20 protein-coding genes and 1 pseudogene are annotated in these 25,823 nt (G+C 70.3%); 12 read left to right on the top strand and 9 right to left on the bottom strand.

Features of this window, described 5'->3' with window-relative positions; all coding sequences use genetic code 11:
* The first annotated feature begins 589 nt into the window (after window positions 1–589).
* The 9 genes from ACWEQO_RS25900 (at window position 590) to ACWEQO_RS25940 (ending at window position 11,814) form a co-directional block, all read left to right on the top strand.
* Complete coding sequence (locus tag ACWEQO_RS25900; RefSeq protein ID WP_452985409.1) at window positions 590–1,021, top strand: hypothetical protein; 432 nt, start codon at window positions 590–592, stop codon at window positions 1,019–1,021.
* A 20-nt stretch (window positions 1,022–1,041) separates the two neighbouring features.
* The gene (locus tag ACWEQO_RS25905) at window positions 1,042–3,390 is read left to right on the top strand and encodes a hypothetical protein (protein WP_452985410.1); all 2,349 of its coding nucleotides are present in this window, start codon (window positions 1,042–1,044) and stop codon (window positions 3,388–3,390) included.
* A gap of 131 nt (window positions 3,391–3,521) precedes the next feature.
* A complete protein-coding gene (locus ACWEQO_RS25910) occupies window positions 3,522–4,112 on the top strand; it encodes a hypothetical protein (RefSeq protein ID WP_452985411.1) in 591 nt (196 codons plus the stop codon).
* A 312-nt stretch (window positions 4,113–4,424) separates the two neighbouring features.
* Window positions 4,425–5,123 (top strand): hypothetical protein, encoded by a 699-nt coding sequence (locus ACWEQO_RS25915; RefSeq protein WP_452985412.1) that lies wholly within the window; start codon window positions 4,425–4,427, stop codon window positions 5,121–5,123.
* 610 nt (window positions 5,124–5,733) lie between these two features.
* Window positions 5,734–7,227, top strand: coding sequence for an AAA family ATPase (locus ACWEQO_RS25920; RefSeq protein WP_452985439.1), 1,494 nt, complete (start codon window positions 5,734–5,736; stop codon window positions 7,225–7,227).
* A gap of 336 nt (window positions 7,228–7,563) precedes the next feature.
* Window positions 7,564–8,817, top strand: coding sequence for an RNA-guided endonuclease InsQ/TnpB family protein (locus ACWEQO_RS25925; protein WP_452985413.1), 1,254 nt, complete (start codon window positions 7,564–7,566; stop codon window positions 8,815–8,817).
* Between the two features lie 181 nt (window positions 8,818–8,998).
* Window positions 8,999–9,805, top strand: coding sequence for a HEAT repeat domain-containing protein (locus tag ACWEQO_RS25930; protein ID WP_452985414.1), 807 nt, complete (start codon window positions 8,999–9,001; stop codon window positions 9,803–9,805).
* The gene (locus tag ACWEQO_RS25935) at window positions 9,799–10,836 is read left to right on the top strand and encodes a MerR family transcriptional regulator (protein WP_452985415.1); all 1,038 of its coding nucleotides are present in this window, start codon (window positions 9,799–9,801) and stop codon (window positions 10,834–10,836) included. The genes ACWEQO_RS25930 and ACWEQO_RS25935 overlap by 7 nt, the downstream gene beginning before the upstream one ends.
* Window positions 10,837–11,058: 222 nt before the next feature.
* On the top strand, window positions 11,059–11,814 hold the full coding sequence (locus ACWEQO_RS25940; RefSeq protein WP_452985440.1) for an SDR family oxidoreductase: 756 nt from the start codon (window positions 11,059–11,061) through the stop codon (window positions 11,812–11,814).
* Window positions 11,815–12,311: 497 nt separating this feature from the next.
* On the opposite strand, the gene ACWEQO_RS25945 is transcribed toward ACWEQO_RS25940, so the two are convergent.
* Window positions 12,312–13,193 (bottom strand): nitrilase-related carbon-nitrogen hydrolase, encoded by an 882-nt coding sequence (locus tag ACWEQO_RS25945; protein WP_452985416.1) that lies wholly within the window; start codon window positions 13,191–13,193, stop codon window positions 12,312–12,314.
* Window positions 13,190–14,662, bottom strand: a complete 1,473-nt coding sequence (locus ACWEQO_RS25950) for a purine-cytosine permease family protein (protein ID WP_452985417.1) — start codon at window positions 14,660–14,662, stop codon at window positions 13,190–13,192. The genes ACWEQO_RS25945 and ACWEQO_RS25950 overlap by 4 nt, the downstream gene beginning before the upstream one ends.
* A 225-nt stretch (window positions 14,663–14,887) precedes the next feature.
* Here ACWEQO_RS25950 and ACWEQO_RS25955 point away from each other — a divergent pair, with 225 nt between their 5' ends.
* Together ACWEQO_RS25955 and ACWEQO_RS25960 are read left to right on the top strand one after the other, a co-directional pair.
* The gene (locus tag ACWEQO_RS25955) at window positions 14,888–15,472 is read left to right on the top strand and encodes a helix-turn-helix domain-containing protein (RefSeq protein WP_452985418.1); all 585 of its coding nucleotides are present in this window, start codon (window positions 14,888–14,890) and stop codon (window positions 15,470–15,472) included.
* 181 nt (window positions 15,473–15,653) lie between these two features.
* A pseudogene (locus ACWEQO_RS25960) lies at window positions 15,654–15,942 on the top strand (DUF2397 family protein); the annotation flags it as partial.
* Window positions 15,943–16,185: 243 nt separating this feature from the next.
* Here the strand turns inward: ACWEQO_RS25960 and ACWEQO_RS25965 are convergent.
* Complete coding sequence (locus ACWEQO_RS25965; protein ID WP_452985419.1) at window positions 16,186–16,791, bottom strand: helix-turn-helix domain-containing protein; 606 nt, start codon at window positions 16,789–16,791, stop codon at window positions 16,186–16,188.
* Window positions 16,792–16,949: 158 nt separating this feature from the next.
* Here ACWEQO_RS25965 and ACWEQO_RS25970 point away from each other — a divergent pair, with 158 nt between their 5' ends.
* Window positions 16,950–18,593, top strand: coding sequence for an MFS transporter (locus ACWEQO_RS25970; protein WP_452985420.1), 1,644 nt, complete (start codon window positions 16,950–16,952; stop codon window positions 18,591–18,593).
* Window positions 18,594–18,713: 120 nt separating this feature from the next.
* Here the strand turns inward: ACWEQO_RS25970 and ACWEQO_RS25975 are convergent, their stop codons facing one another.
* From ACWEQO_RS25975 to ACWEQO_RS26000, 6 genes are read right to left on the bottom strand one after another with little or no spacing between them, the layout of a single operon-like run.
* The gene (locus ACWEQO_RS25975) at window positions 18,714–19,364 is read right to left on the bottom strand and encodes a CoA transferase subunit B (protein WP_452985421.1); all 651 of its coding nucleotides are present in this window, start codon (window positions 19,362–19,364) and stop codon (window positions 18,714–18,716) included.
* A gap of 19 nt (window positions 19,365–19,383) precedes the next feature.
* Window positions 19,384–20,139 (bottom strand): CoA transferase subunit A, encoded by a 756-nt coding sequence (locus ACWEQO_RS25980; RefSeq protein ID WP_361455380.1) that lies wholly within the window; start codon window positions 20,137–20,139, stop codon window positions 19,384–19,386.
* Window positions 20,139–20,534 carry an acyl-CoA thioesterase gene (locus ACWEQO_RS25985; protein ID WP_361455377.1) on the bottom strand — a complete coding sequence of 132 codons (396 nt, stop codon included), beginning with the start codon at window positions 20,532–20,534 and terminating at the stop codon, window positions 20,139–20,141. Before ACWEQO_RS25985 ends, ACWEQO_RS25980 begins: the two co-directional genes overlap by 1 nt.
* Window positions 20,531–21,433 (bottom strand): 3-keto-5-aminohexanoate cleavage protein, encoded by a 903-nt coding sequence (locus ACWEQO_RS25990; RefSeq protein WP_452985422.1) that lies wholly within the window; start codon window positions 21,431–21,433, stop codon window positions 20,531–20,533. The genes ACWEQO_RS25985 and ACWEQO_RS25990 overlap by 4 nt, the downstream gene beginning before the upstream one ends.
* Window positions 21,430–23,646: a hydantoinase B/oxoprolinase family protein gene (locus ACWEQO_RS25995; protein ID WP_452985423.1), complete on the bottom strand. Its 2,217-nt coding sequence runs from the start codon at window positions 23,644–23,646 to the stop codon at window positions 21,430–21,432. The genes ACWEQO_RS25990 and ACWEQO_RS25995 overlap by 4 nt, the downstream gene beginning before the upstream one ends.
* Before the next feature lies 1 nt (window position 23,647).
* On the bottom strand, window positions 23,648–25,816 hold the full coding sequence (locus ACWEQO_RS26000; RefSeq protein ID WP_452985424.1) for a hydantoinase/oxoprolinase family protein: 2,169 nt from the start codon (window positions 25,814–25,816) through the stop codon (window positions 23,648–23,650).
* Window positions 25,817–25,823: the final 7 nt, after the last annotated feature.

A 25,823-nucleotide genomic window follows, 5' to 3' on the forward strand; every position in this document is an offset into this window, starting at 1 on the left:
GTATGGCGCCCCGCCGAGTGGTGCAGGGGCACAAGGCGGGAATCCGCGGGTTCCCGTCGACGTCAGGGCCTTCCGGGTGCGTGACAAGTGGCGGCGTGTCGGCCTACTGATCGGGCGGACGCTTTCCGCGACTGCCCGGGGCTGTCGCGACCTCGTACGTATGCGATGCCGGACAGGCACCCGGGCCCGGGGCGTGACACACCGTCCCGAAAGCGTGAGCACTTTGGCCGCCACTGTCCTGATGGGGCTCATGTGAGCGCTCTGATGACACTTGCCCGCCGACTGCTCACGCTTTTCCGCACCGCATCCGTCCCCGTCCCCGGCCCTGCAGAGTCGGCACCGGGCAGATCCCCCTGCACCATCCGGCGGGACACCATCTGGAGCCGCATCTGCCCTCTTCGGGTAGGCGGGAAGGGGACGGTTCCACGGGGCATGACCCTGGCGGGATTTGATCGTTGTCGGCCGGGTTTCGGGGGAATCAACTGCCGGCCGCCCCGTGGACGGGCGATGATGCAAGTGACAGGTGATCAGGTCGGTGGCCGTGCGAGTACGGGAGAGTGGCCTGCCCGGATGGACTTGGAGGAAATGCATGACGTTCGAGCAGGAATGGGCCGAACTGTATGCGGCGGCGGCCAAGCGGACTGCCATGCAGACCAACAGCATTCCAGTAAACGGCGGCCGAGGCGGTGGTGGTGGGGCCGACCTGGTGGTCAATCGGGACGACCTCGGCGCCATCGGCAATGACGCGTACGACCTGCTGGGTCGGCTGGCGAAGGAGGGCGACATCGCCCGTGCCTCCACGTTCGAGGCGGCGACGGCGCTGACCAACGGGAACTTCGTGAGTGGTTCGGCCGTGCTGAAGGTGCATGACTTATGGCAGACCCACCTGAAGACGCTGCTGGACGCCTGCGCGCGGATCTCGAATCACCTCGATTACAGCAAGGCCCAGCACGCCAAGGACGAGGCGAAGATCGAGGGAGAGCTGACGCGGATCTCCGTGCTCACGGAATACATGAACTAGGGCTCGGGGGAGCGCTCAGCATGCTGAAGTACGAGGACATCGTCGACGCCCCGGTGGCGAAGCTGAAGGCCGCCGTCGACGACTGGTCGGAGATGGCGGGGAAGCTGGACAAGCTCGCCACCGCCGCCGCCGACGGGATGAAGACGAAGGCGGACAGGGCGGCCTGGGAGGGCGTCAACGCCGGGGTCACCAAGGCGTTCATCGGTAAGACGGCCAAGGAGTTCACGGACGCCGCGGCCGAGGCCAGGGGCGTGAAGCGGATCCTGGAAGAGGGCTACGCGGCCATCAAGAAAGCCAGGGACGACCTGGTCGACATCCGGGACAACGAGGGGCCCGCGGCCGGCATCCGCGTGGACGGCAACGGCAAGGTCACTGTGAAGCACCCGTTGTCCGAGAACGAGTTGGCGCGGCGCGATCCCGACTACAGCGAGCTCCTGCGGGAGGAGAAGCGGAACGCCGCGGCGTGGCAGAAGAAGATCGACCTCATCGTCGACAACTGCAACGACACCGACCTCGCCCTCAAGAACACCCTCGAGGCCAACGTCACCGACCGCAAGGACTTCAGCGCTCCGACATACACGAAGCTGGACCAGGAGGAGGCCGCCCGTGCCGCCACCCTGGCTGCCAAGGGCCGGGACATCACGCACGCCGAACTTCAGCAGCTCAACGAGCTTCTGAAGGACAACAGTTCGTCGCTGGGGTTCGCCAAGGGCTTCTACGAGAAGCTCGGCCCGGAGAAGGCACTCGCGTTCTTCGGTCAGCTCTCCACCGACACGCACGAGCTCGGCAAGGTCGACCCGGAGCGGCTCAAGGACGTCCAGGAGCTCCAGAGGAACCTGGGCCTCAACCTGGCCACCGCTTCCCACGACAAGGCGTTCACCGACAAGTGGGGCCCGGAGCTCCGCAAGCTGGGTACGGAGCAGATCCCGCTGAGCAGGTACGACCACAGCGGGCCGTTCGGGTACCAGTTGCTCGGCGGGATCATGCGGCACGGGGACTACGACGCGAGGTTCCTCAACCCGATCGCCGAACACGTGGCGCAGCTGCACCAGAAGGACCCGGACCTGTTCACCACCAACAGAGGGATGGGGAGTACGGCCAGGAACCCGTTCAACCCCTCCGGCGTGAACGGCGCCGGCTACGACCCGGTCACCGCCATGCTGGAGGCGCTCGGCAACAGTCCGGAAGCGGCGAAGAGGTTCTTCGCCGACCCCCCGACCGCGTACAACGAGGACGGCACGGTCAACCGTGGTGCCACGGCCGGCCTGGGGAAGGACGAGAACGGCGAGGCGATCGACAACTACCTCGACTTCTTCGGCAACGAGAAGTGGGAACCGTTCTGTGACGCCGAGTTGAACGACCTGGAGGGTGTCGAGGCGTCGGTCGGTCACATGCCCGACGCCCTCGGGCACGCCCTGGAGGCGGCGACCCTCGGCTACCCGGCCGGACAGCCGGACCCCGGCGTGGTGCGGGACGCGGACAACGCCGCGGTCATGCAGAAGGTCATGGAGAAGTACGGCGACGAGCCGGGACTGCTCAAGAAACACGAGGTGATGGCCGACAGCCTGGGCGTCATGGGCGCCGGCTACATCGACGACATCAACTGGGCGCTGGCCAAGAACGAACAGGGCAGCGTGTTCGCGCCGGGCAGGAACCCGGAGGGGCGCATCGACTTCGCGGACACCGCGGACGGGGACGGGCGGAGCGTCGTCCGGGGCTTCCTCAGCACCCTGGGCCAGCACCCGGACGCCTACGCGACGCTCTCGACCGCGGAGCAGGTCTACACCCGCAGTGTCCTGGAGGAGAAGGCGGTGGGCCCGGACGGAACGATTAAGGAGGGCCCCGCCAGGGCGGCCGTGCGCGTGGGCGCCGAGGTGCAGGGCATGCTCGACCAGGCTCGGGCCGACCAGGTGGAGGCGACGAACCTCAAGCTCCACGAGGACTACGAGAAGGCGGTCGCCAAGAGGGCGGGCTGGATCGAGTTCGGGGCCACGGCGGGCATCGCGGCGGGCGTCGCCTTCCTACCCGCCACCGCGGCCGTGGGCGCGGCCGCGGTACTCGTCCCACTGGCAACCGACACCGCCAGCGGCGCTGCCGAACAGGTCATCGGCCAGGTGATCGGTGATATCTCCGACAACTCGGTGGATGAGCACAAGGAGAAGGTGGAGGAGCTCTCGGACAAGGAGAAGGAGAAGATCTACTTCGCTGGTGAGCGTCTGGCCGAGGCTCCGAAGGAGGAGTTCCTGCATAGCAACGGTGTGGACAAGCGCAGTGCGTTCAGGGAGGACCTGCACGAATCGATGCTGCTCGGTTACGGAGTCGGTAATGACCGGGCGAAGCAGCAAGGTAATGCCCCGGAGACCGGCTGAGGCCGGTGGGCAGCCGAGGACACGTGAGGATGCGGACAGTGAACAGTCGTAGGTCGGTACGTGGGCTCTTTGCCGCAGCCGTGGCCGGCTCGTTGTTCCTCGGAGCTACTGGTTGCGGGGGGGATGGAGAGGTGGAGGGGACTCCGAAAACTCCGAAGGACTACAAAGTTGTCGCGGGGACGGAACTGTGCGGTGGCAAGGCGATGTCCGCCGAGGCTTCCAAAGCGTTGAAGGTGATTACGGGGACGTCGCGGTTCGAGGCGTCGGGGGAAGAGGACACTATTACGCAGGCTGCGGATGCTGTGGTTGAGGCGTTCCCGGTCACCACCGTGACCAAGGACGTCTGCCGTGTCTACACGCCTATCGGGACGCCGGATTTCGACATCAGAATCACCTGGAACCTGGTCGACGGCGCCCCGACGGACCCCCCGGCCCTGGACTTCACCGAGCTGAAGATGGGAGAGGACACCGTGACGGCGGTGGATAAGGCGTACGTCCAGTTCGCCTGCCGGAGCGAGAGGTTGCTCAAGTCGTCGAGAGTGGGGCACATCGTCATCGGCGTGGAGCATTGGGATGTGTGGACGGAGCCCGAGGGCGACGTCGAGGTGTTGAAGGATGCCTACGCGACCGTGGCGCACTCCGTCTCACTGGCGATGGCAAGGGAGCTGCGTTGCGAGAAGGACGGCGGACTTCCCGCCCGGCCCGTGCTGGATCCCGCGTGACCGTCGATATACGCGGGAACGACCACGAGCAGGCGGCCCTGCCTGTCCGGAGGAGGGGCCGCCTCCCTTGCACTTGCCTGCGATCCCGACCCGGCCTGGCTCCCCGTACCGGACAAAGTGGAGAAGCCCTCCTCGAAAACCGAGTCCGAGCAGGATCTAGGGGGCCGCAGTACGCGCGGGGCGGGGGCGGTCCGGATGCCGGGGCTGCGAGTCGATGCTGCTCGGTTACGGGGTCGGCAACGACCGGCAGAGGCAGCAGGGCAACGGTCCGGAGACCGGTTGAGGCCGGTGGGCGGCCGAGGACACGTGAGGATGCGGACAGTGATCAGTCGTAGGTCGGTGCGTGGGGGATTCCTCGCCGCGGCCGTGGCTGGCTCGTTGTTTTTCGGGGCCACGGGGTGTGGAGGGGGCGGAGAGGTGGATGGAACTCCGAAGACTCCGAAGGACTACAAGATCGTTGCGGGGACACAACTGTGCGGTGGCAGGGTGGTGTCCGCCGAGGCGTCCCGGGCGCTGAAGGTGATCACGGGGATGTCGCGGTTCGAGGCGTCGGGGGAGGAGTACACCATCGCGCAGGCCGCGGCGGACATTGTCGAGGCGTACCCGGACACCACCGTCGGTAGAGAGGACGTCTGCCGTGTCTATACGCCCATCGGCATGCCGGATTTCGACCTCAGAATCACCTGGGATCTGAGGTACAGCGCCCCGACGGGCCCCTCGGCCCCGGAGTTCACCGAGTTGAAGATGGGGGAGCTGGCCGTGGCGGCGGCGGACAAGGCGTACGTCTTTTTCGCGTGCCGGGGCACGCGGTTGCCCGACTCGTTGGGATTGGCCCACATCGTCATCGGCGTGGAGCATTGGGATGTGTGGAGGGAGCCCGAGGGTGACGTCGAGGCGTTGAAGGACGCCTATGCGACCGTGGCCCACTCCGTCTCGTTGGCCATGGCCAAGGAGCTGCGCTGCGAGAAGAACGGTGGGCTCCCCGAGCGGCCCGTGCTGGACCCCGCGTAGCCGTCGGCGTATGCGGAAACAGCCATGACCAGGTGGCCCTTCCTGTCCGGAGGAGGGGCCGCCTGCTGTATGCGGTGCGCCACGGGCGAGTGGTGTACGGACCTCGTCTCCGGGGGCGCCGACCTCGCGCTCGCCCACGATTCCTACCTGGCCCGGCTCCCCGTACCGGACGGTGAGGAGAAGCACTCCTCGGCGAAGACCCGGCCGAGATCTGCGTACCGGTCGCCCCCCCTCACCGGCCGGGCCGTGCCGGCCTGCCAGGACCTGACCGGTGGATGCTGGGGGTCACCCCTGGCCGACGGTGACGAGTGCCACATGTGGATCCTGCTGTCTGTGCGGACTCTGCTCGCCGCGTCTTTGTCCCGCGCAGCCCCGCATGCATTGCCATGAGACGTGACGCTCGACTTCCGTTGGCGCGACCGGCCGGAGCCAGGTGCCGCGGCCCCATGACGGCCTTGTCGGGAGCAGCTGACACGGGTCTGCGACGATCACTGTCAGCGACGTCTGCTGCCCGGCGTCAGGAAAGTCGGGCTGGACGGATTCCGTCTGAGTGCACTTAGACAGGTCGTTGGTCGATCCAGGCTGATGGGGAGTTCCGGTGGACGAGGGCATGCTGGCCAAGCCCCGGGACGTGGTCGATCGTGATCGTGAGTGGGGTCTGCTCACCGAGTTCGTCACGGACCCCGATCCGGCGATGGGTCTGGGGATCGTGTCGGGGCGCAGGCGGCACGGGAAGTCGTATCTGCTGCAGGCGCTCTCCGAACGGGTCGGGGGTCTGTACGTCACCGCGGTGCGGGAGGAGGGGCGGCTTCCGGCGCTCCGGCGGTTCAGTGACGCCATCGCGGCCCACGCCGGCCTGCAGCCCGGCACACTGCGATTGGCCGACTGGCGTGAGGTCCTGTCCAACGCCCTCGACGTCACCGCGCGTTCCCGGACTCCGCTGCTGGTGATCGACGAGTTGCCGTGTCTCCTGCAGCATTCGCCCGAGATCCCGGGTCTGCTCCAGCAGCTCTACGACGAGCGCCAGCGCGGCACCGGTTCGGGTGGGCCCGGGGCCCGGCTGGTCCTGTGCGGGTCCGCGATGAGCGTCATGCACGAACTGCTGTCGGGAACCAAGCCGTTGCGCGGCGGTGCGGTGATCGATCTGCGGCTGGGGGCCTTCGACTACCGGGCGGCACGCGAGTTCTGGCAGATCGACGACCCGCTGACCGCCCTGCGGGTGCACGCCGTCCTCGGCGGCGCTCCCGGTTACCGGCCGGTGGCGGCCCGCCCGCACCCGAGCGACGGCTTCGCCGCCTGGCTGACGCGGACGCTCCTGGACCCGGGCCGGGCGGTGTACTCGCGCACCGAGACGGAGTACCTGCTGCGCGAGGACCCGCGGATCACCCAGCACACCCTCTACTACGACATCCTCACCGCGATCGCCCGGGGCGCCACCACCCCCACCAAGATCGGTGCGGCCCTGGAACGGCAGCGCAACGCCGTCACCCACCCGCTCGACGTCCTGGAGTCCACCGGCTACATCCAGCGCGAGCAGGACATTCTGCGCCCCCGCCACCCCGTCATCACGCTGACCGACCCCGTCATCCGCTTCAACCAGCTGATCACCCTGCCGCAGGCGGCCACCGTCGAGCAGGGCTTCGCCGAAGAGGCGTGGCAGGCCGCCGCGCCGACCTTCAACTCCAAGATCCTCGGCCCGCACTTCGAGGACCTCGCCCGCGCCTTCACCCGCCGCTACGCCCACACCCTGCTCCCCGGCGGTCTGCCGGGCCCGGTCGGCACCACCGAGGTGGCCGACCCGGCGGCCCGCACCAGACACGAGGTCGACGTCATCGCCCTGGCCCTGGGCGAGCGCCCGCAGGCCCCCTGCGCCCGGATCGCCCTCCTCGGCGAGGCCAAGGCCACCGCCGCCCGCCGCGGCACCGGCGACCTGCAGCGCCTGGAGCACATCCGCACCCTGCTCACCGATCAGGGCCACGACACCGCAGGCACGATGCTGGCCCTGTTCTCCCTGCACGGCTTCTACCCGGACCTGGTCGAGGCCGCGGCCGGCCGTGACGATCTGCTCCTGGTCGACCTGGCGACTCTCTACGGGATCGGTTGACCCGAAGCTTCGATGCGATAGCCGCATGATCTGCTGGACAGTGCTTGGTGTGCCGTGGCCGACGAGGTGCAGGAGCTTTGAGCCGGCACGTCGGAAGCGGCCAGTGGCTTCAGCAGATTCTTGCGAGGAACCCCAGGGCTTCAGCCCTGGGAGGAATCGCATCTTCGTGGTCGCGGCGCGGAGCGCCGCGGTATCGCTCGTGCGGGCCCGGCCGCGGAGCGGGCGGGTGGTGTGTCCGGTGGGGCCGTGCTGCTGTGCCGGTGTGGGTTCACTCGGCCGGGTGATGCCAGGTGAACGTGCGGTGGCCGGCCGTACGGGTGTGTAGGTTCGGTGATCGTGAAGCTGGTGGTGCAGGTCAGATTGGTGCCGACGCCGGTGCAGGCGGCGGCGCTGGAGGTGACCCTGCGGGCCTGCAACGAAGCGGCGACCTGGGCGAGTGAGGTCGCCTTCGAGAAGGGCGTGAAGCGGAACTTCGCGCTGCGTGAGCACACCTACACCGAGATCAAGGCCCGGTGGAACCTGGGTGCGCAGGCCGCCCAGCACGTCATCAAGAAGGTATGCGACGCCTACGCCACGCTGCAGGCCAACGCGAGGGCCGGGAATCTGGGCCGGCCGGGCTCGAAACGCTACCGCGGGGCGGTGGAGAAGCCGGTCGTCTTCCGGCCGCAGGGCGCGCAGCCCTACGACGACCGGATGCTGTCCTGGCAGACCGACCGGCGTCGGGTCTCGATCTGGACGACTTCCGGGCGGGTAAAGGACGTGGCGTTCACTGCCTCCCCGGAGCAGCTGGCGACCCTGGCCCTCTACCGCAGGGGCGAGTCCGATCTCGTCCACCGGGACGGCAGGTGGTTTTTGAACGCCACCTGCGAGGTGCCCGAGGCGCCGCTGAACACGGAGCCGGTGGATTTCCTCGGCATCGACCTGGGCATCGTGAACATCGCCACCACCTCGGACGGCGAGATCATGGCCGGCCGGGGACTCAACCGGATCCGGGCCCGCGAGCGCGGCCTGCGCGCCAAGCTGCAGCAGAAGAACACCCCGTCCGCGAGGCGGCGGCTGAAGAAGCGCCGGGGCAAGGAGGCCCGGCGGGCCCGGGACATCAATCACAAGATCGCGAAACATGTGGTGGCCGAGGCAGAACGCACCGGCCGCGGAATCGCCCTGGAGAATTTGACGGGCATCCGCGGACGGGTACGGCTTCGCAGGCCCCAACGGGCCACCCTGCACTCCTGGGCCTTCGCCCAGCTGGGGGCGTTCATCGCGTACAAGGCCCGCCGGGCGGGGGTACCGGTGGTGCACGTCGATCCGGCGTACACCTCCCGCACCTGCGCCGAGTGCGGGCACCTCGACCGGGCGAACCGGGTCTCCCAGGCCCGGTTCGCCTGCCGGGCCTGCGGATTCGTTGATCACGCGGACCGGAACGGCTCCCGCAACATCCGCGCGAGAGCGTGGGCGTCGTGGCGACGCGGGGCGCAGTCAACCGCCCCAGACCCACCGACCGGACCGGGACGTGGGACAGGACGCAAACGCAGCACCACCGCCAGTGGCGCCCGTTCTGCAAACCCGGGACTTCAGTCCCGGGTCCGTTGACGCACCATGCGCTTTCGGTTGGTCTCTTCCGGGATCCGCTCAGGCTGACACTTTTTCGATGACGTACCACGTGGAGTGCGTGGCGATTCTGGAACCGCCCGCCAAGGGCGCCTGGCCTGCGGGTTCTTCTGGTCCGCCGGCTACGGGCTTGACCTTGACATGGTGGCAAGGTGTCCCCTGGGTGCAGGAGGTGGTTTCGATCAACCCGAGTAACGGAACCCCGCGAAACGCCCGTGTGATCGGCGCCCTGAGCGCCGGGGACGCGTCGATCCGGCTGCAGGCGGCCCTGGCGGCCGGCTCGACCCCCGACGCCGTCTTCCTGGAGGCGCTCGTCGAGCGGTGCGCGGTCGAGCCGGACTTCTTCGTGCGGGACATGCTCTCCTGGGCGCTGACCCGTCTCCCGCCGGAGATCACCCTGTCCCGGATCCGCCGGGAACTCGCCTCCGAGCGGGCTCAGGCCCGCAGCCAGGCGCTGCACACGCTCTCCAAGATCGGCGAGAGGAGCGCGTGGGTCTGGATCACGCGCGACCTGCTGCGCGACGCCGACGACGAGGTCGCGCGGACCGCGTGGCGGGTCGCGGTCGTCCTCGTGCCCGAGGACCAGAAGGGTGACCTGGTCGACGAACTGGCCGGGCAGCTCGGCCGCGGTGACCGAGAGGTGCGGCTGAGCCTGAGCCGGGCCCTCGTCGAGCTCGGCGAGGTGACCGAGCCCGCCCTGCAGAAGGCCGCGGCGAGCCCCGACCCGGCGGTGGCCACGCACGCCCGTGCCACCGAGCTGCTCCGGCAGAACCCGGAGACCGGTTTCGACGCGGCCGTCGAGGAGGCGAAGCGGGTTGTCGCACTCGGCCCGGAACGAGCCGCTGCCGCCGCGGCTGCGGCTGCGCCGGGAGTCGCGGGGACCGTGGAGACCGCCGAGCCTGGGGAGACGACCGGGCTGATGGAGGGTGCTGAGGCCGCGAAGGTTGCCGCGGAGGCCGCTGAATGCTGATCGGTGAGGTGGCCCGCCGCTCGGGGGTGAGTACCCGGATGCTCCGGCACTACGACGCCCTCGGGCTGGTGCGGCCGACCGGTCGTACCGTCGGCGGCTACCGTGAGTACTCCGCCGAGGACGTCCGCAGGATCTTCCACGTGGAGAGCCTGCGGTCCCTCGGGCTCTCGCTCAAGCAGATCGGGCGCGCGCTGGAGGACCCCGCCTTCACGCCGTCCGACCTGGTCAGCGACCTCATCCGGTGGACGGAGGACCGCCTGGAGCGGGAGCAGGAGCTGCTGGAGCGGCTCCGCGCCGTCGACGCGTCGGCGCCCACCGGCTGGCAGGACGTCCTGCGCATCGTCGAACTCATGCAGGGGCTCGACTCGACCAGCGCCGCGCGCAGGCAGCAGGCCGTGCTGGCCCGGCCGGGGAGCGCGCCGGTTCCCGCCGAGCTGCTGGCCGGGGCGGTCCTGGCCGAAGCCGACCCCCATGTCGCCGGCGCCCTGCGCTGGGCGCTCGCCCGGTCGGGTGGCGACGGCGTGGCGGCACTGGCCGACGGCGTGTACTCGCAGGACGCGGACGTCCGGCGGCGCGCGGTGCTGGCGATCGCCGAGATGGCCGAGGCCCCGGGTGCGGCCGCGGTGCTCGCGGACGCACTCGGGGACCCGGACACGACGGTGCGCAGGCACGCCGCTCTGGCCCTGGGCAGGCGGGGGGTGACCGCGACCGTGCCGACACTCGTCGGCATGGTGGTCGAGGGGTCCCACGACGTCGACGCGGCGGAGGTTCTGGCAACGCTGTCCCGGGACCCCGGGTGCGCGCACCGGATCATGACCGCACTGGCCGACGAACTCGCCGCGCCCACCGCGGACTCCGCGACGCGGATACGTCTGGCCCAGGCACTGGTCGAGCTGCCGGGGGCCGGCGTGCGGGAGGTCCTGCGTCAACTGGCCCGAGACGACGATCCCGCCGTCGCCCTCGTCGCCTCGGCCTTCGTCACGGTTCTCGACGAGCGGTCCCCCGAAGAGCGAGGAGAAGAGGATTCCTGAAGGCGTACGGCCGAGGCGCTGCGGTACCCCGTCTCCACGGTGTGCAGCCGTGGGACCGGAGACGGCGACCGCTTTCTCGCGACCATCGCTTCCCCCTTTTCGGTGACGGCTCTCGGCGAATCACCCTCGTTGCTCCGGGGTACGCCTCAGGTCACGGGCGTGTGCTCCTACGTGCCCCGGCTGCGATCCGAGCAGTTTCAAAGGGGAAGGCACGTAGGCGTGTTGGCAGGCAAGACGGCACTGGTGACGGGTGCGAGCAGGGGGATGGGGCGGGGCATCGCGCGGCGGCTGGCGCAGGACGGCGCCCTGGTGGCGGTGCACTTCCGCGAGAACGAGAGCGCGGCCGAGGAAACCCTCGAGGCGATCCGGGACAGCGGCGGACGCGCTTTCGCGGTGCAGGCGGACCTCGGCGCACCGGGGGGAGTGGAGGGTCTGTACGACCGCTTCGACGCCGGAGCGACGCGGTACGGCACGGGCCCGGGCCTGGACGTACTCGTCAACAACGCCGGCGTCAGCGGGTCCGCCCGCATCGGCGAGGTGACGCCCGAACTCTTCGACCGGATCTTCGCGGTGAACACCAAGTCCCTGGTGTTCACGACGCAGCAGGCCCTGAAACGCATGCCGGACGGGGGCCGCGTCGTCAACATCTCGTCGGCGGTGACCCGTGTCGCCTATCCGGAGTCCCTCGTCTACTCCATGAGCAAGGGGGCGGTCGACACCTTCACCCTGGCGCTGGCCAAGGAAGTCGGGGGGCGCGCCATCACGGTGAACTGTGTCCGGCCCGGATTCGTCGAGACGGACATGAACGCGGAAAAGCGACGTACGAAGGAAGCGGCGGCGGAACTGGCGTCCTTGTCCGTCTTCGGACGGCTGGGGCAGCCGTCCGACGTGGCCGACATCGTCGCCTTCCTGGCGTCCGAGTCGTCGCGGTGGATCACCGGCCAGTGCATCGACGCCTCGGGCGGATCCCGGCTGTGACGGCTCGCGCTCCCACGGCGTGGCCACGGTGCTGACCCGGGCGGGGAACGGCGAGGCGCGGAGGGCTCAGCCCGGGGCTCAGTCCGGGGGCTCAGTCCGGCAGCGCGGGACGTTTCCAGGCGGTGACGTACCGCCGGGGCCTGCCGACGAGGTCGGGTTCGAAGGCCGGTAGGTCTGGGGCCGGCCGGTCTGGAGCTGGAGTTGCCCGCCGAGGAGAGGGACAGAGGGGCCGCAGCGATGCCGACGGCATCTCCGCCCCGTTCCGGCCCGACAGCATCAAGATCTACACGGAGACCACACCCTGGACCGGCTGCTGTCTCGGCCGCGGGAGGACAGGGGCGACCTCGCGCCGGACTTCCAGCGCCGGGCCGGCATCTGGAGCGATCGCGCGGTGGTCCGGCTCGTCTCCGGCGTCCTCACCCTCGTGCCACACCGCCGCCTGCCCGCGCTGCGAGCCGGCGCGGGCGGCTGCTGGACGATGGCCACCGGCGGCTGGGTCACGGCTGCTCCGGTCCGACACCCGCGTACAGTCCGGGACGCCGGTCCGCGTGCACGTCGTTGAGTTCGCTGATGGACTTGTCGCGCGCTTCGGCGAGGTCGAGCGTCGCGGTGACGATCGTCGCCTCGCCCAGGCGCAGCGCCGTCACCGGGTAGCCGTCGGCGTCGACGATCACGCTGCCGCCGAGCCACTCCTGTCCTCGTTCGACACCGGTGCGGTCGGCGACCGCGACGAACATGCGGTTGACCGAGGCGTCCGCCTGCACCCGGACGATCTCGCCGGGGCGCTCGCCCTCCGGTCGCGGGTACAGCGGCCAGTTCACCGGTCCGCACAGCAGTTCGGCTCCCTCGAGCGCCGCCCTGCGCACCCACTCGGGGAATTCGAGGTCGTAGCAGACCATCATCCCGATACGGCCGTACGGGGTGTCGACCACCGGCGGCGGCGCCGCACCCGGCGTGAAGCCCCGGGTCTTCTCGGCGTTCCACAGATGCGCCTTGCGGTACACGGCACGGAGCCCGGTCTCGTCGATCAGGACACTCGCGTTGTGCACCTGGCCGTCGGTGCCGAGTTCCGCGAAGCCGCTCACGATCACCAGCCGCAGCCGGGACGCCAGGGCCTCCCACTCCCTGATCGTCTCGCCGTCGAGCGGCTCGGCTGTCGAGCGCAGTTCCTCGAGGTCGTCGAAGACGTACCCAGAGTTGGCCAGCTCCGGCAGGACCACGACGTTCGCGCCCCGGTCCGCCGCGGACAGGACCGCCTCGCGGATCCGCTCCCGGTTCTCCGGTACGCGGCCGACCTGCGGCGCGAGCTGGCAGCAGGCGACCGTGACGGCAGACGCCTCGGTCATGGCCGGTGACGGCTGCGACGGGGCCGGGGTCATCGGTTCGATCCTTCCAGTTCGGCTTCGCCCAGTTCGGCTTCGCCCAGTTCGACTTCGCCCTCCATGCGGGCGTCGGCACCGTGGTCGAGGTGGCGCGAGAAGACCAGGTAGAGGATGCCGGAGACGAAGAGCCCGACGACGAACGAGAAGTCGGCCCCGCCGAGCAGTTCCGCGACCGGTCCCACGTAGAAGCTGGTCGAGAAGAACGGGATCATCGAGAGGAACCCGAGGAGGTACGCGAGCACACCCTGCCACGCCCAGCGCCCGTAGATGCCGTTCGGCTTCAGGATTTCCCCGATCGCGTACCGGCCGCGGCGCACGAAGTAGAAGTCGACGAGGTTGACCGAGGTCCACGGCACCAGGAAGTAGAGCATCAGCAGCACGAAGGTGTTGAAGCTGCCGATGTAGTTGTCGGGGATCAGCAGTGCGACGAGGAGCGAGCCGAGGCCGACCGCGGTGAGTCCGACGACGCGCAGCCGGACCGTCGGGCTGACCTTCTTGAAGCCGTCGACGGCACTGGTTCCGGTCAGCATGGCTCCGTAGGCGTTGACACCCATGATGGAGATCAGCGCGAGCACCGAAACGATCACGGCTATGGTGCCGAATCCGGGGAAGACCAGGTCACCGACCTGCCGCACCGCCAGGATCGGGTCGGGGTCCGGCAGGTAGCTGGCCAGGATCGCGCCGAGCGACATCAGCCATACGGCGGAGCACGTGGCGCCGGCGTAGACCGAGCCGATCAGCTTCTTCGCGGGCGCGTTCGCCGGAAGGTAGCGGGTGTAGTCGGAGACGTACACCGAGTAGCTGATGTTGTACCCGGCGGCGAGCGAGATCTGCACCAGGAAGGCCGTGGTGTCCCAGCCCGCCGTGGCCGCCGGTGCGTCCACCGCGGGCGGCGTCGAGGAGAAGTGCACGATGGCCACGACCGTGATGATCGCGAACACGACGATGAGCAGATACGTCAGCCACCGCTGCACGAAGTGCAGCAGATCGTGCCCGACCACCGCGATGACGATCGACGCGGCGATGAGCACGGGGTACCAGAACAGCTTGGCGTCGGGCAGGACGAGTCCGATGCCCTGCGCCGCCAGGATCGTGTCGAAGACGAGGAAGCCGACGTAGACGAAGACGGTCGCCGCGAACGGCACGACGGCACCGCGGCTGCCGAACTGCGCACGCGACTGGATCATCTGCGGCAGGCCCATCCGGGGCCCCTGGTTGGCGTGGAACGCCATGAAGAAGGTGCCGAAACCGACGCCGAGCACCACGGCGAGCACGCTGAATCCGAGACTCAGCCCCATGGCGGGTCCGACGAAGCCGGCGACCATGGTCGGCAGCACGAAGTTGCCGGTGAACCAGAACGGCCCCTGATGCCACACCTTGCCGTGGCGCTCGGATGCGGGGACGTAGTCGATCGAGTGCTGCTCGATCACACCTTCGCGACGGGGCGCGGTTTCGGGTGAAGACATGGCGGTCCTCTCAGGGCAAGCGGGCTGCGGGGCCGATGCCGGCCTCGGGAGGGCCCAGGGGGCTTCGACGGGGTTCATCGGAACCCTCTGGTGCTCCGCTCAGGAAAGTCACCTATACGAAACAGATGATGCATATTAGGCAACCCGTAAGTCCCGGTAGTGTGACCTGCGCCCACCCCACTGTCAAGGTTCGCCGACAGGTCGATCGTTCACTGCGAGGACTCCATGAAGGCGCTGCATCCGAAGCCGTCCGCGCTCCCGGTCCGCGTCGGCGCGCGCCTGCGGGCCTGCCGCCAGGCGCAGGGCCTCACCATCGAGCAGGTCGCGGCGGCCACCAGCCTGACCAGGGGATTCATCAGCCGCGTCGAGCGGGACGAGACCTCACCGAGCGTCGCCACCCTGGTCACGCTCTGTCAGGTCCTGTCGCTGCCGGTGGGGTCGCTCTTCGAGGACGCCGACACCGAGGTGATACGCCTGGGTGACGCACCCCAGATCAACATGGGTGGCCGCGGGGTCCTCGACCGCATGGTCACCCCGCGCGGCCAGTCGAAGGTCCAGGTGCTGCGCTCGCACCTCGACGCCGGCGCGAACGGCGGAGACGACCTCTACACGATCAACTGCGACGTGGAGGTCATACACGTCATCGCGGGAGAGGTCACCGTGCTCTTCACGGGCCGCACCGAGACTCTGACGGCCGGTGACACCCTCACCTTCTCCGGCCGCGAACCCCACAACTGGCGCAACAGCGGCGACTCGGTCGCCGAGGTGCTCTGGACGTTCGTCCCCGCCCCGTGGAGCGGCTCGCGCTAGCCCGCCGAGCAGCCGCCGGCGAGAACTGCACCGGGCGCGATCGCTGCTCTTCGTCGCGGCGGCCCGCTGCCCGTGACGCACTCGCCCTCACCTGGTACGGCGGGCCGAGTCGCTTCCTGACGTGTGTTCAGGACTCCCGCGTGAGCTCGGGAACGGGGTGGAGGAATCCGCCGAGATGACCCCTGCCGGCGTCGAGGCGGTGACGCAGGCGCCGGACAAGCTCGTGGAGTGGGGGAACCTGCGGGCCGACCCGGATCACGCGCGGGTGACGGCGGCGGAGGACTTCTGACGTCGGCGGTTCGTCTGCCGGCTCACCCGCGCCCGGTGAGGCGGCCGAGGCGGCGCTGGGGACGTACGACGAGGTGCTGGGGCGGCGAGGGGAGCTCCGGGCGGTCGCGCTGCACGACATCGTCACGCAGCTGCGGGCGCTGCTGGTGATCGCCGCGGAGGAGGAGCCCGACCCGGCCGAACAGGTCGTGCCGGCCGCCGCCGGTCCCGAAATCGTCGCCGCCGGGAGCACGTTCACCCTGGAGCGGCGCGACGAGCGCCTCGACCTCGCGGCCGTCGTCCGCCTGCTGTGCGGAGCCGGGCAAGGGCGGCTGGTTCGCCGTCCGTCAGGTCGTCGATCACCGGGGTGGTGATCAGGTCCGGGCACTCGGCGAGAAGGCGGCTGCCACGGATGCCGGGAGCAAGAGTCTCCCGCGGGGGCGCGGTCACGTGCGGGTGCCGTCCGTGGCGCGGTCGCCGTCGGCGCGGCGGGCGTCAGGCTGGTGGCCGCGGCGGGCGTCGCGGTCGAAGATGCCCAGGATCTCGCAGGGCCCGCCCTCGGCGCCGATGGCGTGCGGCAGCATGGTGGGGAACTCGGCGGCCTGGTTCGTCTCGACGCGGAAGCGGCGGTGGCCCAGCATCAGGACCGCGGTGCCGGACAGGACGACCAGCCATTCCCGGCCGGGATGGGCGCGCATGCGGGCGGGGTTGTCCGGCGGCGGCTCGGTCATCCGCTGCCGCACCACGGTGATGCCCGGGTCGCCCTTCACCGGCCAGCGCATCAGGCTGTGCGCGTTGTCGATCATCGGGCTGATGATCACGTCGTCCGAGGCGGTCTCCACGAGCTGGTCCAGGGTGGTGTCCAGAGCACGGGCCAGCGTGGCGAGCTGGTCCAGGGCCAGGCGGCGTCGGCCGTTCTCGATGCGGCTCAGCGAGGACTGACTCAGGTTCGCCCGGGTGGCCAGTTCCTCCAGGGACCAGCCCTGGGCGACCCGCAGGGCGCGGATGCGTTTGCGTACGAGGCTGTCCAGCTCGTCATTGTCTTGCTCCATGGGCAAGATTATATGCCTCTAGTGCAAAGTGGGCCTAGCGTCATGAGCACGGGCCCCGCACCGTCCGGGGCCCGCCCTCGCACGTCCCTCTTCCGCTCAGCCACCGGATCCGCTCCGGCGCCGAGCCCTGCCCGTACGCCTTCTTCCGAGAGGAACCCATGAGTACGAACCGGCCCCTCCAGGGGACAGTCGCCCAAGCACCGGGCGGAGGCGCACCGGACCCGCGCCGACTGCGCACGATCCTGGTCGCCGTCTCGGTGGCGCTGATGGCCGTCATCGCCTCGGTGTCCGGCCTGAACGTGGCCCAGACCGACCTGGCCGTCGAGTTCGGCGCCTCCCAGGGCACGATCGTGTGGATCATCAACATCTACACCCTGACCCTGGCCGCCCTGCTGCTCCCGCTCGGCGCGCTCGGCGACCGGCTGGGCCGCAAACCGATGCTGGTCACCGGCCTCATCGTGTTTCTCGCCGCGAGCGTCCTCGCGGGCCTGGCCCCCTCGGCCGGGATCATGCTCGCCGCCCGCGTCCTGAGCGGCGTCGGCGCGGCGATGATCATGCCCATCACCCTCGCCGTGATCACCTCCACCTTCCCCGAAGAGGAACGCGGCAAGGCGATCGGAGTCTGGACCGGCGTCGCGGGCGGCGGCGGCATCCTGGGCATGTTCCTCTCCGCCCTGCTCGTGGACGTCGCCAGCTGGCGCTGGCTGTTCGTGCTGCCCGTCGCGCTCATCCTCGTGGCACTCGCCATGACGCTGCGTTCGGTCCCCGACTCCCGTGAGCATGCCGGACACCCCTTCGACACCGTCGGCGCGCTGACCTCCGTCGTCGCCGTGGTCGGCCTCGTCTTCACGCTCCAGGAGGGCCCCGAGCGCGGCTGGACCGCCCCGGCCACCCTGATCGCCCTGGCCGTCGGCGTCCTCGCCGGCGTCGTCTTCGTGGCCTGGGAGCTGCGCCGTCGTGATGCCTCCCTGCTGGACGTGCGGTTGTTCCGGGAACGCCGACTGGCGAGCGGTTCCCTCACGCTGCTGGTGGTCTTCGGTGTCCAGGCGGGTATCGCCGTGGTCCTCTTCCCGTTCCTGCAGGCCGTACTGGGCTGGTCCGGGTTGCTGTCCACGCTCGCGCTGATGCCCATGGCCGTGCTGATGATGGCGACCTCCGGCCTGGCTCCCCACCTGGCCGCGCGCATCGGAGCCCGCCCGACCGTGGCCACGGGTGTCGCCCTGGGCGGTGCCGGGCTCGCCCTCATGGCCGGGTTCGTGTCCGTCGACGGCGGCTACCTGTCCATCCTTCCGGGCATGGCCGCCATGGGCCTCGGCACGGGGCTGGCGATGACGCCTTCCACCGAGGCCATCACCGACTCCCTGCCGCGGCGGAAGCAGGGCGTGGCCTCCGCGCTCAACGACGTCACCCGTGAGTTCGGCACCGCGCTCGGTGTCGCCGTGCTCGGCGCGCTGCTGTCGGCCGGTTACCGGAACTCGATCGACGACCGACTGTCCGGCATCCCCCAGGACACCGCGGACACCGCCCGCGAGGGCATCGCCAACGCCGTCGAGGCCGCGGGCGGCGCGGGCACGAAGGAGGAGGCGCTCGTGCACGCCGCCCAGCAGTCCTTCGTGGACGGCTGGCAGCAGGCCATGTGGGTGGGCGCCGCCGTCATGGGCGTCATGTTCTTCCTCCTTCTCGCCCCCGGCCCGAAGAGCACGGCCCCCGCCGATGGTACCGATGCCGATATCGATGCCCGTGGCGACACAGCAGTCGCGGCCGAGGAGGAGGCCGGCACCGAGACCGTCACGGCCGGGTGAACCGGTCCGCAGACGAACGGCTCTGACGGGGCGTCAGGCGCCGTGGTGGTGACGCCTGACGCCCTCGCGTCCGCCGAAGGGCCCCCGGGCCCGAGAGCCGGAAGCCGACCTGTGGACGGCTCAGCCGGATACCGCCGGGTCGAGCACGAGTACCGGAGGTTCTGTCTTGGCCCTGACCTCCTCGACGGTGACGTCCGGGGCCAGTTCGACCAGGCGCAGGCCGCCGGGGGTGACGTCCAGGACGCACAGGTCGGTGATGATCCGCTGGACGACTCCCTTGCCGGTGTAGGGCAGGGAGCACTCCTCGACGATCTTGAAGCTGCCGTCCCGGGCCACGTGTTCCATGAGGACCACGACCTTCTTGGCGCCGTGCACCAGGTCCATGGCCCCGCCCATGCCCTTGACCATCTTGCCGGGGATCATCCAGTTGGCGATGTCGCCGGTGGCGGAGACCTGCATCGCGCCGAGGACGGCCGCGTCGATCTTGCCGCCGCGGATCATCCCGAAGGACAGGGCGGAGTCGAAGAAGCTCGCGCCGCGGCGCACGGTCACGGTCTCCTTGCCGGCGTTGACGAGGTCGGGGTCGACCTCGCCCTCGGTCGGGTAGGGGCCCGTGCCGAGGATGCCGTTCTCCGACTGCAGCACCAACTCCACGTCGTCCGGCACATGGTTCGGGATGAGGGTCGGGAGGCCGATGCCGAGGTTGACGTAGTCGCCGTCCTCGAGCTCCCGGGCCGCGCGTGCGGCCATCTGCTCACGCGTCCAGCTCATGCGCGTGCCCCTTCCTCACTCATGCCCGTACCGTCCTCTTCTCGATGCGCTTCTCGGCGGCCTGCTCCGGGGTGAGGGCGACGACCCGGTGGACGTAGACGCCGGGGACGTGGACCTCGTCGGGGTCGATGTCGCCGGGTTCGACCAGGTGCTCGACCTCGGCGACGGTGGTCCGGCCGCACATCGCCGCGAGCGGGTTGAAGTTGCGGGCCGCGTCCTTGAAGACGAGGTTGCCGTGCCGGTCGCCCTTCCAGGCCCGCACCAGTCCGAAGTCGGCCACGATCGCGCGCTCGAGCACGTGGTCGAGGCCGTCGAAGGTCGCCACCGGCTTGGCCGGGGAGGTGAGTTCGACGCTGCCGTCGGCCGCGTACTTCCAGGGCATACCGCCCTCGGCGACCTGGGTGCCCACGCCGGTACGGGTGTAGAACGCCGCGATGCCGGAGCCGCCGGCCCGCATCCGCTCCGCGAGCGTGCCCTGCGGAGTCAGCTCGACCTCCAGTTCCCCGGCGAGGTACTGCCGGGCGAACTCCTTGTTCTCCCCGACGTACGACGCCACCACCCGGCGCAGACGGCCCGCGCCGAGCAGGATGCCCAGTCCCCAGTCGTCGACGCCGGCGTTGTTTGACACCGTCTCGAGCCGGTCGGTGCCGGTCTCCAGCAATGCCTGGATCAGCACGGCCGGGATGCCGCACAGTCCGAAGCCGCCCACCGCGAGGGTGCTGCCCGAGGGGATGTCGGCGACCGCCTCGGCGGCCGAGGCCACGACCTTGTCCATCACGCCACCACCCCTGCGGCCGGAGCGAGATGGTCGCGCAGCGCCCCGGGGACCGGTGCCGGGCGGCCGGTGGCATCCACGTGCACGACGGCGTGTGCGCCGCGTACGCAGACACCGGCCGGGCCGGTGACCGTCCAGGTGTAGGTGATCGAGCTGTTCCCGATGCGGTCGAGTTCGAGGTTGACCGTGTACGCGTCACCGGCCGTGAGCGGTCGCTCGTACGTGGCCGACGTGGAGCGGCGGGGGAACCGGCCGATGTCGACGTCCGGGAGCACCGAACGGTAGAACGCGTGCTCGGTGTTCTCCGCCCACCGGTACGCGGCGGTGTGGTGGAACCGGCCGGAGGCGTCGGTGTCGGAGAAGGCGACGACGCCGGACGTGCTGTGGACGCTCATGCCGGCACCTCGTCGAGCTGCTTGAGCCCCAGCATCTCGCGCGCCTCGCTCGGGGTGGCGATCTCGTGGCCGAGTTCGCGGATGATCCGCACGGCGCGCTCGGCCAGCTCCAGGTTGGTCGCGAGCCGGCCGCGCGAGTAGTAGAGGTTGTCCTCGAGGCCGACCCGCATGTGGCCGCCGAGCAGCAGGCCGTGGGTGGTCGCCGGCAGCTGGGTCGGCCCGATGCCCGAGACCCCCCACACCGTGCCTTCGGGAAGGTGTTCCACGAGCATCTGGAGGATCTTGGGGGTGTACGGCAGGGCGCCCTGGAAGCCGCGCTGGCCGCCGAGCACGATGTTGCAGTAGTACGGCCGGGAGTCCAGGCCCTCGGCGGTCAGGGTGGTGAAGTCGGACAGGATGTGCCCGAGGTTGAAGACCTCCCACTCCGGTTTGATGCCGCGCCTGGTCATCTCCTCCAGCAGCCAGCGGGAGCGCTTCGGCGTCGTGGTGACGAGGTACTCGCGTTCGGCGGTGCCGGCCGTGATGGTGTGCGAGTCGAGGGTGGCCATCTCGCAGCCCACGCCCTCGATGCCCTTGATCCGTTCGCTCCAGTCGAGTTCCCAGAGCTCGTCGCTCAGCCGCACCGGCATGTCGCCGTGGATGCCGCCGCCGGTGGAGTTGTTGATGACGATGTCGGTCCGGGCCCGGATCAGGGAGTTGATCTCGGAGTAGACCTCGGGGTCGCAGGTGGCCAGGCCGTCCGCGCGGCGGGCGTGGACGGCCACCACGCTGGCGCCGACCTCCCAGCAGCGGGCCACGTCGTCGGCGATCTCCTGCGGGGTGACGGGCAGGTGCGGACTCTGCTTCTTGGTGGCCATGCCACCGGTCGGGGCGATGGTCAGGATGATCTTGCGGCTCATCGGGGGTCTCCAGCGGTCGTGCCGGTGTGTGCGAGTGAGGCGAGGCCAAGTGCGGCGAGGTCGAGGTCGAGGTCGTGGAAGGGCTCCTGGTCGCTCAGGTGCACGTCGACCGCGAGCAGGGCCCCGGTCCGCGGGCAGGCCCAGCCGGTGACCGCCAGATCGGCGTGGAGGGTCGCGCCGACGGACGGCGGCAGGGACAGGGCGAACCGGTGGGCTCCCTCGCGCCATCTGGTGGAGCCGGAGGAGAGCACGACCCCCTCGGGGGTGCGCACCTGGAACTGTGCGGTGTCCGTGTCCCGGACGAGGAGGAGCCGGTCGCCCAGCCGTACCGCGTCGTCGGGAACCGCCTCGGTGACCGCCGACGGGTCCGTGACGGCGGCCGGTTCGACACCCAGCCGGGCGGCGCGCCGCTCCCTGCGAGCGGCAGTGGTGGCGGCCGCGTCGACCGACGTGCCGTTCCCGCCGGTCCCGCCGCCCCCGGAGAGGACCACGCCGTAGGTCTCCCGTGCCTCCTCCGGTGTGACCAGGCCGTAGTGGATGTCGTCCAGGACGTCGGCGGGGTCGCGGTCGAGCGGGTCGCCGATGCCGCCGCCGCCCTGCCAGGTCACCTCGAACAGGTCCTCCGGAGTGATCGGGAAGGAGCCCGGCTTGGGCCCGAGGTCCCGGGGCTGTTCCCCGCCGGCCCGGAAGCGCTGGCTGACCATGGCGCCGGGCAGGCCGCCGCCGAGCCCGACGGAGTTGGGCACCTCGGCGCCGTGCGTCATCACGAGCGCCTCGGCCTGAGGCACGGAGACGGTGATGCCGACCTCGGCCGCGAGACCGCCGCGGCGGCGACCGGCGCCACCGGTGCCGGGGGCGAGACGCCGGTAGTGGTAGAAGAGCGGGGTCTTCTGCTCGTTGACCTCCACGTCGGCGATCGACGGGCACGGGGCGTTGATCGGTCCGGCGGCGTTCTGCCCGTCGTGGTCGGCGAAGGCGCCGAAGCCCCCGGCGAGCGGGTCCATCAGGTGCAGGCCGAACACCTTGCCGTGCCGGTCGCGGCCGGAGAGGTTGAAGGTCGCCATCGTGCCGCTGCTGACGGCCTGGGCACGGTGCGCGTACTTCGGCGAGGCGAGCAGCAGCCGGTTCAGCGCCGCGGAGACGACGTTGCTGACCGTCCAGACGGCCTCGACGGTGGCCGACCCCACCGGCGCCGGTGGTACGGCGGTGCAGACCAGTCCGTCCGGCGCCGAGATCTCCACCGGGCGCAGCAGGCCCTCGTTCCACGGGATGCCGAAGCCCAGGGTGGGGATCACCGCGCCCGCCACACCGCCGACGAGGCCGGCGCGGGAGGAGTTCACGAAGCCGTTGGCCTGAGGTGAGGAACCCGAGAAGTCGAAGTGCAGGCTGTCACCGCGCTTCGTCAGCACGCAGTCGATGACGAAGAGGAGGTTCTGCTTGCCGTCGTGCTCGAGGAAGTCACGGGTGTGGACGACTCCGTCGGGCAGTTCGCGCAGGCGTGCGCGCACCAGGGCCTCGGCGTCGTCGACCATGGTGTGCATCACCGACAGCACGGTCGACTTGCCGTACCGGTGGGAGAGTTCGGTGAGGCGCTCGGCCGCGACGTTCAGGGTGGCGATGAAGGCCCGGATGTCGAGGCCCACTTCGGCCGGAAGGCGCGAGGCGGTGAGGATCATCTCCAGGACGTCCTCGCGCAGTTCACCGCCGTCGACCAGCTTGACGGCCGGGATGCGCAGCCCTTCCTGCCACACCTCGGTGGCCTTGGGAGACCACGAGGCGAAGTCCATGCCGCCGATGTCGGTCTCGTGCGCCATCACACCGGCCCACCCGAGCAGTTCGCCGTCCACGATCAGCGGTGCGCACATCTGTACGTCGTTCTGGTGCAGTGCGCCGATGAACGGGTCGTTGCCGATGATGCGGTCGCCGTCCTTGAGCTTGGTGCCGTTGCCCAGCAGGTGCCGGATCAGTGATCCCACGGGGGGCGCCTCGAAGGTCACCTGGTGCCCCATCGTGACGAACGAGCCGTCCGGAAGGTAGATGCCGGTGAAGAAGTCGCTCGCCTCGGTCACCGTCGGGCTGCCGCTGACGGACTGCAACGCGAGCCGCATCTGGTCGGTGATGGCGACGAGGCGGCTGCGCACGACCTGGCGGATCACCGGGTCCGTGGCGGCGCCGTCCAACGAGACGGGGGCGAGGTCGATTGCGGCGGTCATGTCAGTTCACCTTCACGTGGATGAGGCCGAGTGCGTCGGTGGTGGCGACCCCGCCCGGGGGGACCACCACGACGCAGCCGGGGAGCTGGACGAGCGCGGGACCGGCGATCTCCTGGCCGGCGGCCGGCCGACGGACCTCGTACACGGTGGTCTCGTCGGGCCGGTCGGCGTCGTCGAACACGACCGGACGCGTGCCGAGCCGGGTGAAGGGCTCGCCCGTACCGGGGCCGATGACCCCGGCCTCGGGCAGTGCCGCCACCGAGCGGACCGAGAGGATCTCGAACCCCGCCTCCCGGAAGCCGGATCCCTTGCCCCACAGCTGCTCGTACTCCTTCTCGAAGGTGAGGAGGAGATCCGCGACGGCGTCCCGGTCGGGGCGGGCGGCCACGGTGACGTCGACGTGGTGGGCCTGGCCGAAGTAGCGGATGGACGCCGTGTGGGTGACCGTGGCGCCATCGCGGCCGGGGTCGCGGTCCGGGGCGGCTTCGCGGTCCAGGGCGGCGTCGCGGTCCGGGACGCCCTCGCGGTCCGGGTCGGGGAGGGTCGCGAGAGCGCGCGCACGGGTGTCGGCGAGTGCCTCGGCGATGACCCGCGCGTCCTCGGCGCTCGGGCCGACCTCGGCGAGCACGCGCCGGTAACAGGTGCGGGAGGCCGTGGTCCTGAGGTCGGAGGTGCCGGCGCCGAAGGCCGACTGCGCGGTCGCGGTCGGCGGCACGATGAAACCGGCCAGGCCCGCCTCACGGCACAGGGCCCAGGCGTGCGCCGGACCCGATCCACCACCGGCGACCAGGGTGAACTCCCTCGGGTCGTGGCCGCGTTCGACGGTGACGGCGCGCAGCAGGTCGGCCATCGCGTTGTCGAAGACGACCCGGATCGCCCGGGCCGCCTCGACGGCGTTCAGCCCGAGGGGCGTCCCGACCTTGTCCGCGATGGCCCGCTTCGCGGCCTCGCGGTCCAGGACGATGCCCCCGCTGCCGAACTGCTCCGGGTCGAGCACCCCGAGGACGAGATCGGCGTCGGTGGTCGTCGGCTCGGTGCCGCCCTTGCCGTAGCAGACCGGGCCGGGCTCGGCACCGGCGCTGCGCGGCCCGACGCTGAGCACGCCGCCCTCGACCGCGGCGATCGAACCGCCGCCTGCGCCGATCGAGGCGATGTCGATGCTCGGCACGCGCATGTCGGCGCCGCCGAAGGTGACCTCGTCGCTCATCAGCGCGACGCCGCCCGCGATGACGCCGACGTCGAAGCTGGTGCCGCCGACGTCCATGGTCAGGACGTGCGAGGTGCCGAGTTCGGCCCCGAGCTTCTGGCCCGCCACGACGCAGGACGCCGGACCGGAGAGGAGGTTCGACACGGGCCGCTCGGTGACCGTCCGCGCCGGGACCACGCCACCGGCGCTCGTCGTCATCATGATGGGGGCAGTCATGCCGAGGGCGGCCAACCGCTCCTCGAGAAGGGTGAGGTAGTGCCCCTGGACCGGCCCGAGTGCCGCGTTCGCCACCGTGGTCGAGGCACGGGCGTACTCACCCACCGAGGGCGCGATCTCGTGGGAGAGGGAGACGAAGACGTCGGGCAGCTCCCGCTCGACCAGCCGGGCGACGGCGAGTTCGTGGGCGGGGTTCTCGGTCGCCCACAGGAGGCAGACGGCGACGGCCTCCACCCCGAGGTCCCGCAGCCGGCCGATCGCGTCGAGCACGCTGCTCTCGTCCAGGGGTGTGCGGACGATGCCGTCCGAGTCGATCCGCTCCGCGATCTCGACGACCTGGGTGCGGGGCACCAACGGCGGTACCTGGCCGCGCAGATGGTAGTCACCCAGGTCCAGGCCCTGCAGACCGGCCGTGCCGCGGCGCAGCCTGCCGATCTCCAGGACGTCGCCGAAGCCGGCGGTCGTGATGAGCCCGGTCCTCGCCGAGCGTCCGGTCAGCAGCGCGTTCAGGCCGACGGTGGTGCCGTGCCCGAACCGGGTGACCCGGGAGCACAGTTCGCCGGTGTCCAGGCCGACGGTCCCGGCGGCCAGGTGCACGGCGTTGATCACACCCGTCACCACGTCGGGCGTGGTCGGGGACTTGCACACCCAGGACTCGCCGTCCGGGGACCGCAGCCACAGATCGGTGAACGTGCCACCGACGTCGGTGCCGATCGCCCAACCGGAGGCGGGGGATGGAGAGTTCATGGCTCCC

This window comes from Streptomyces sp. NPDC004051 (assembly GCF_053604275.1).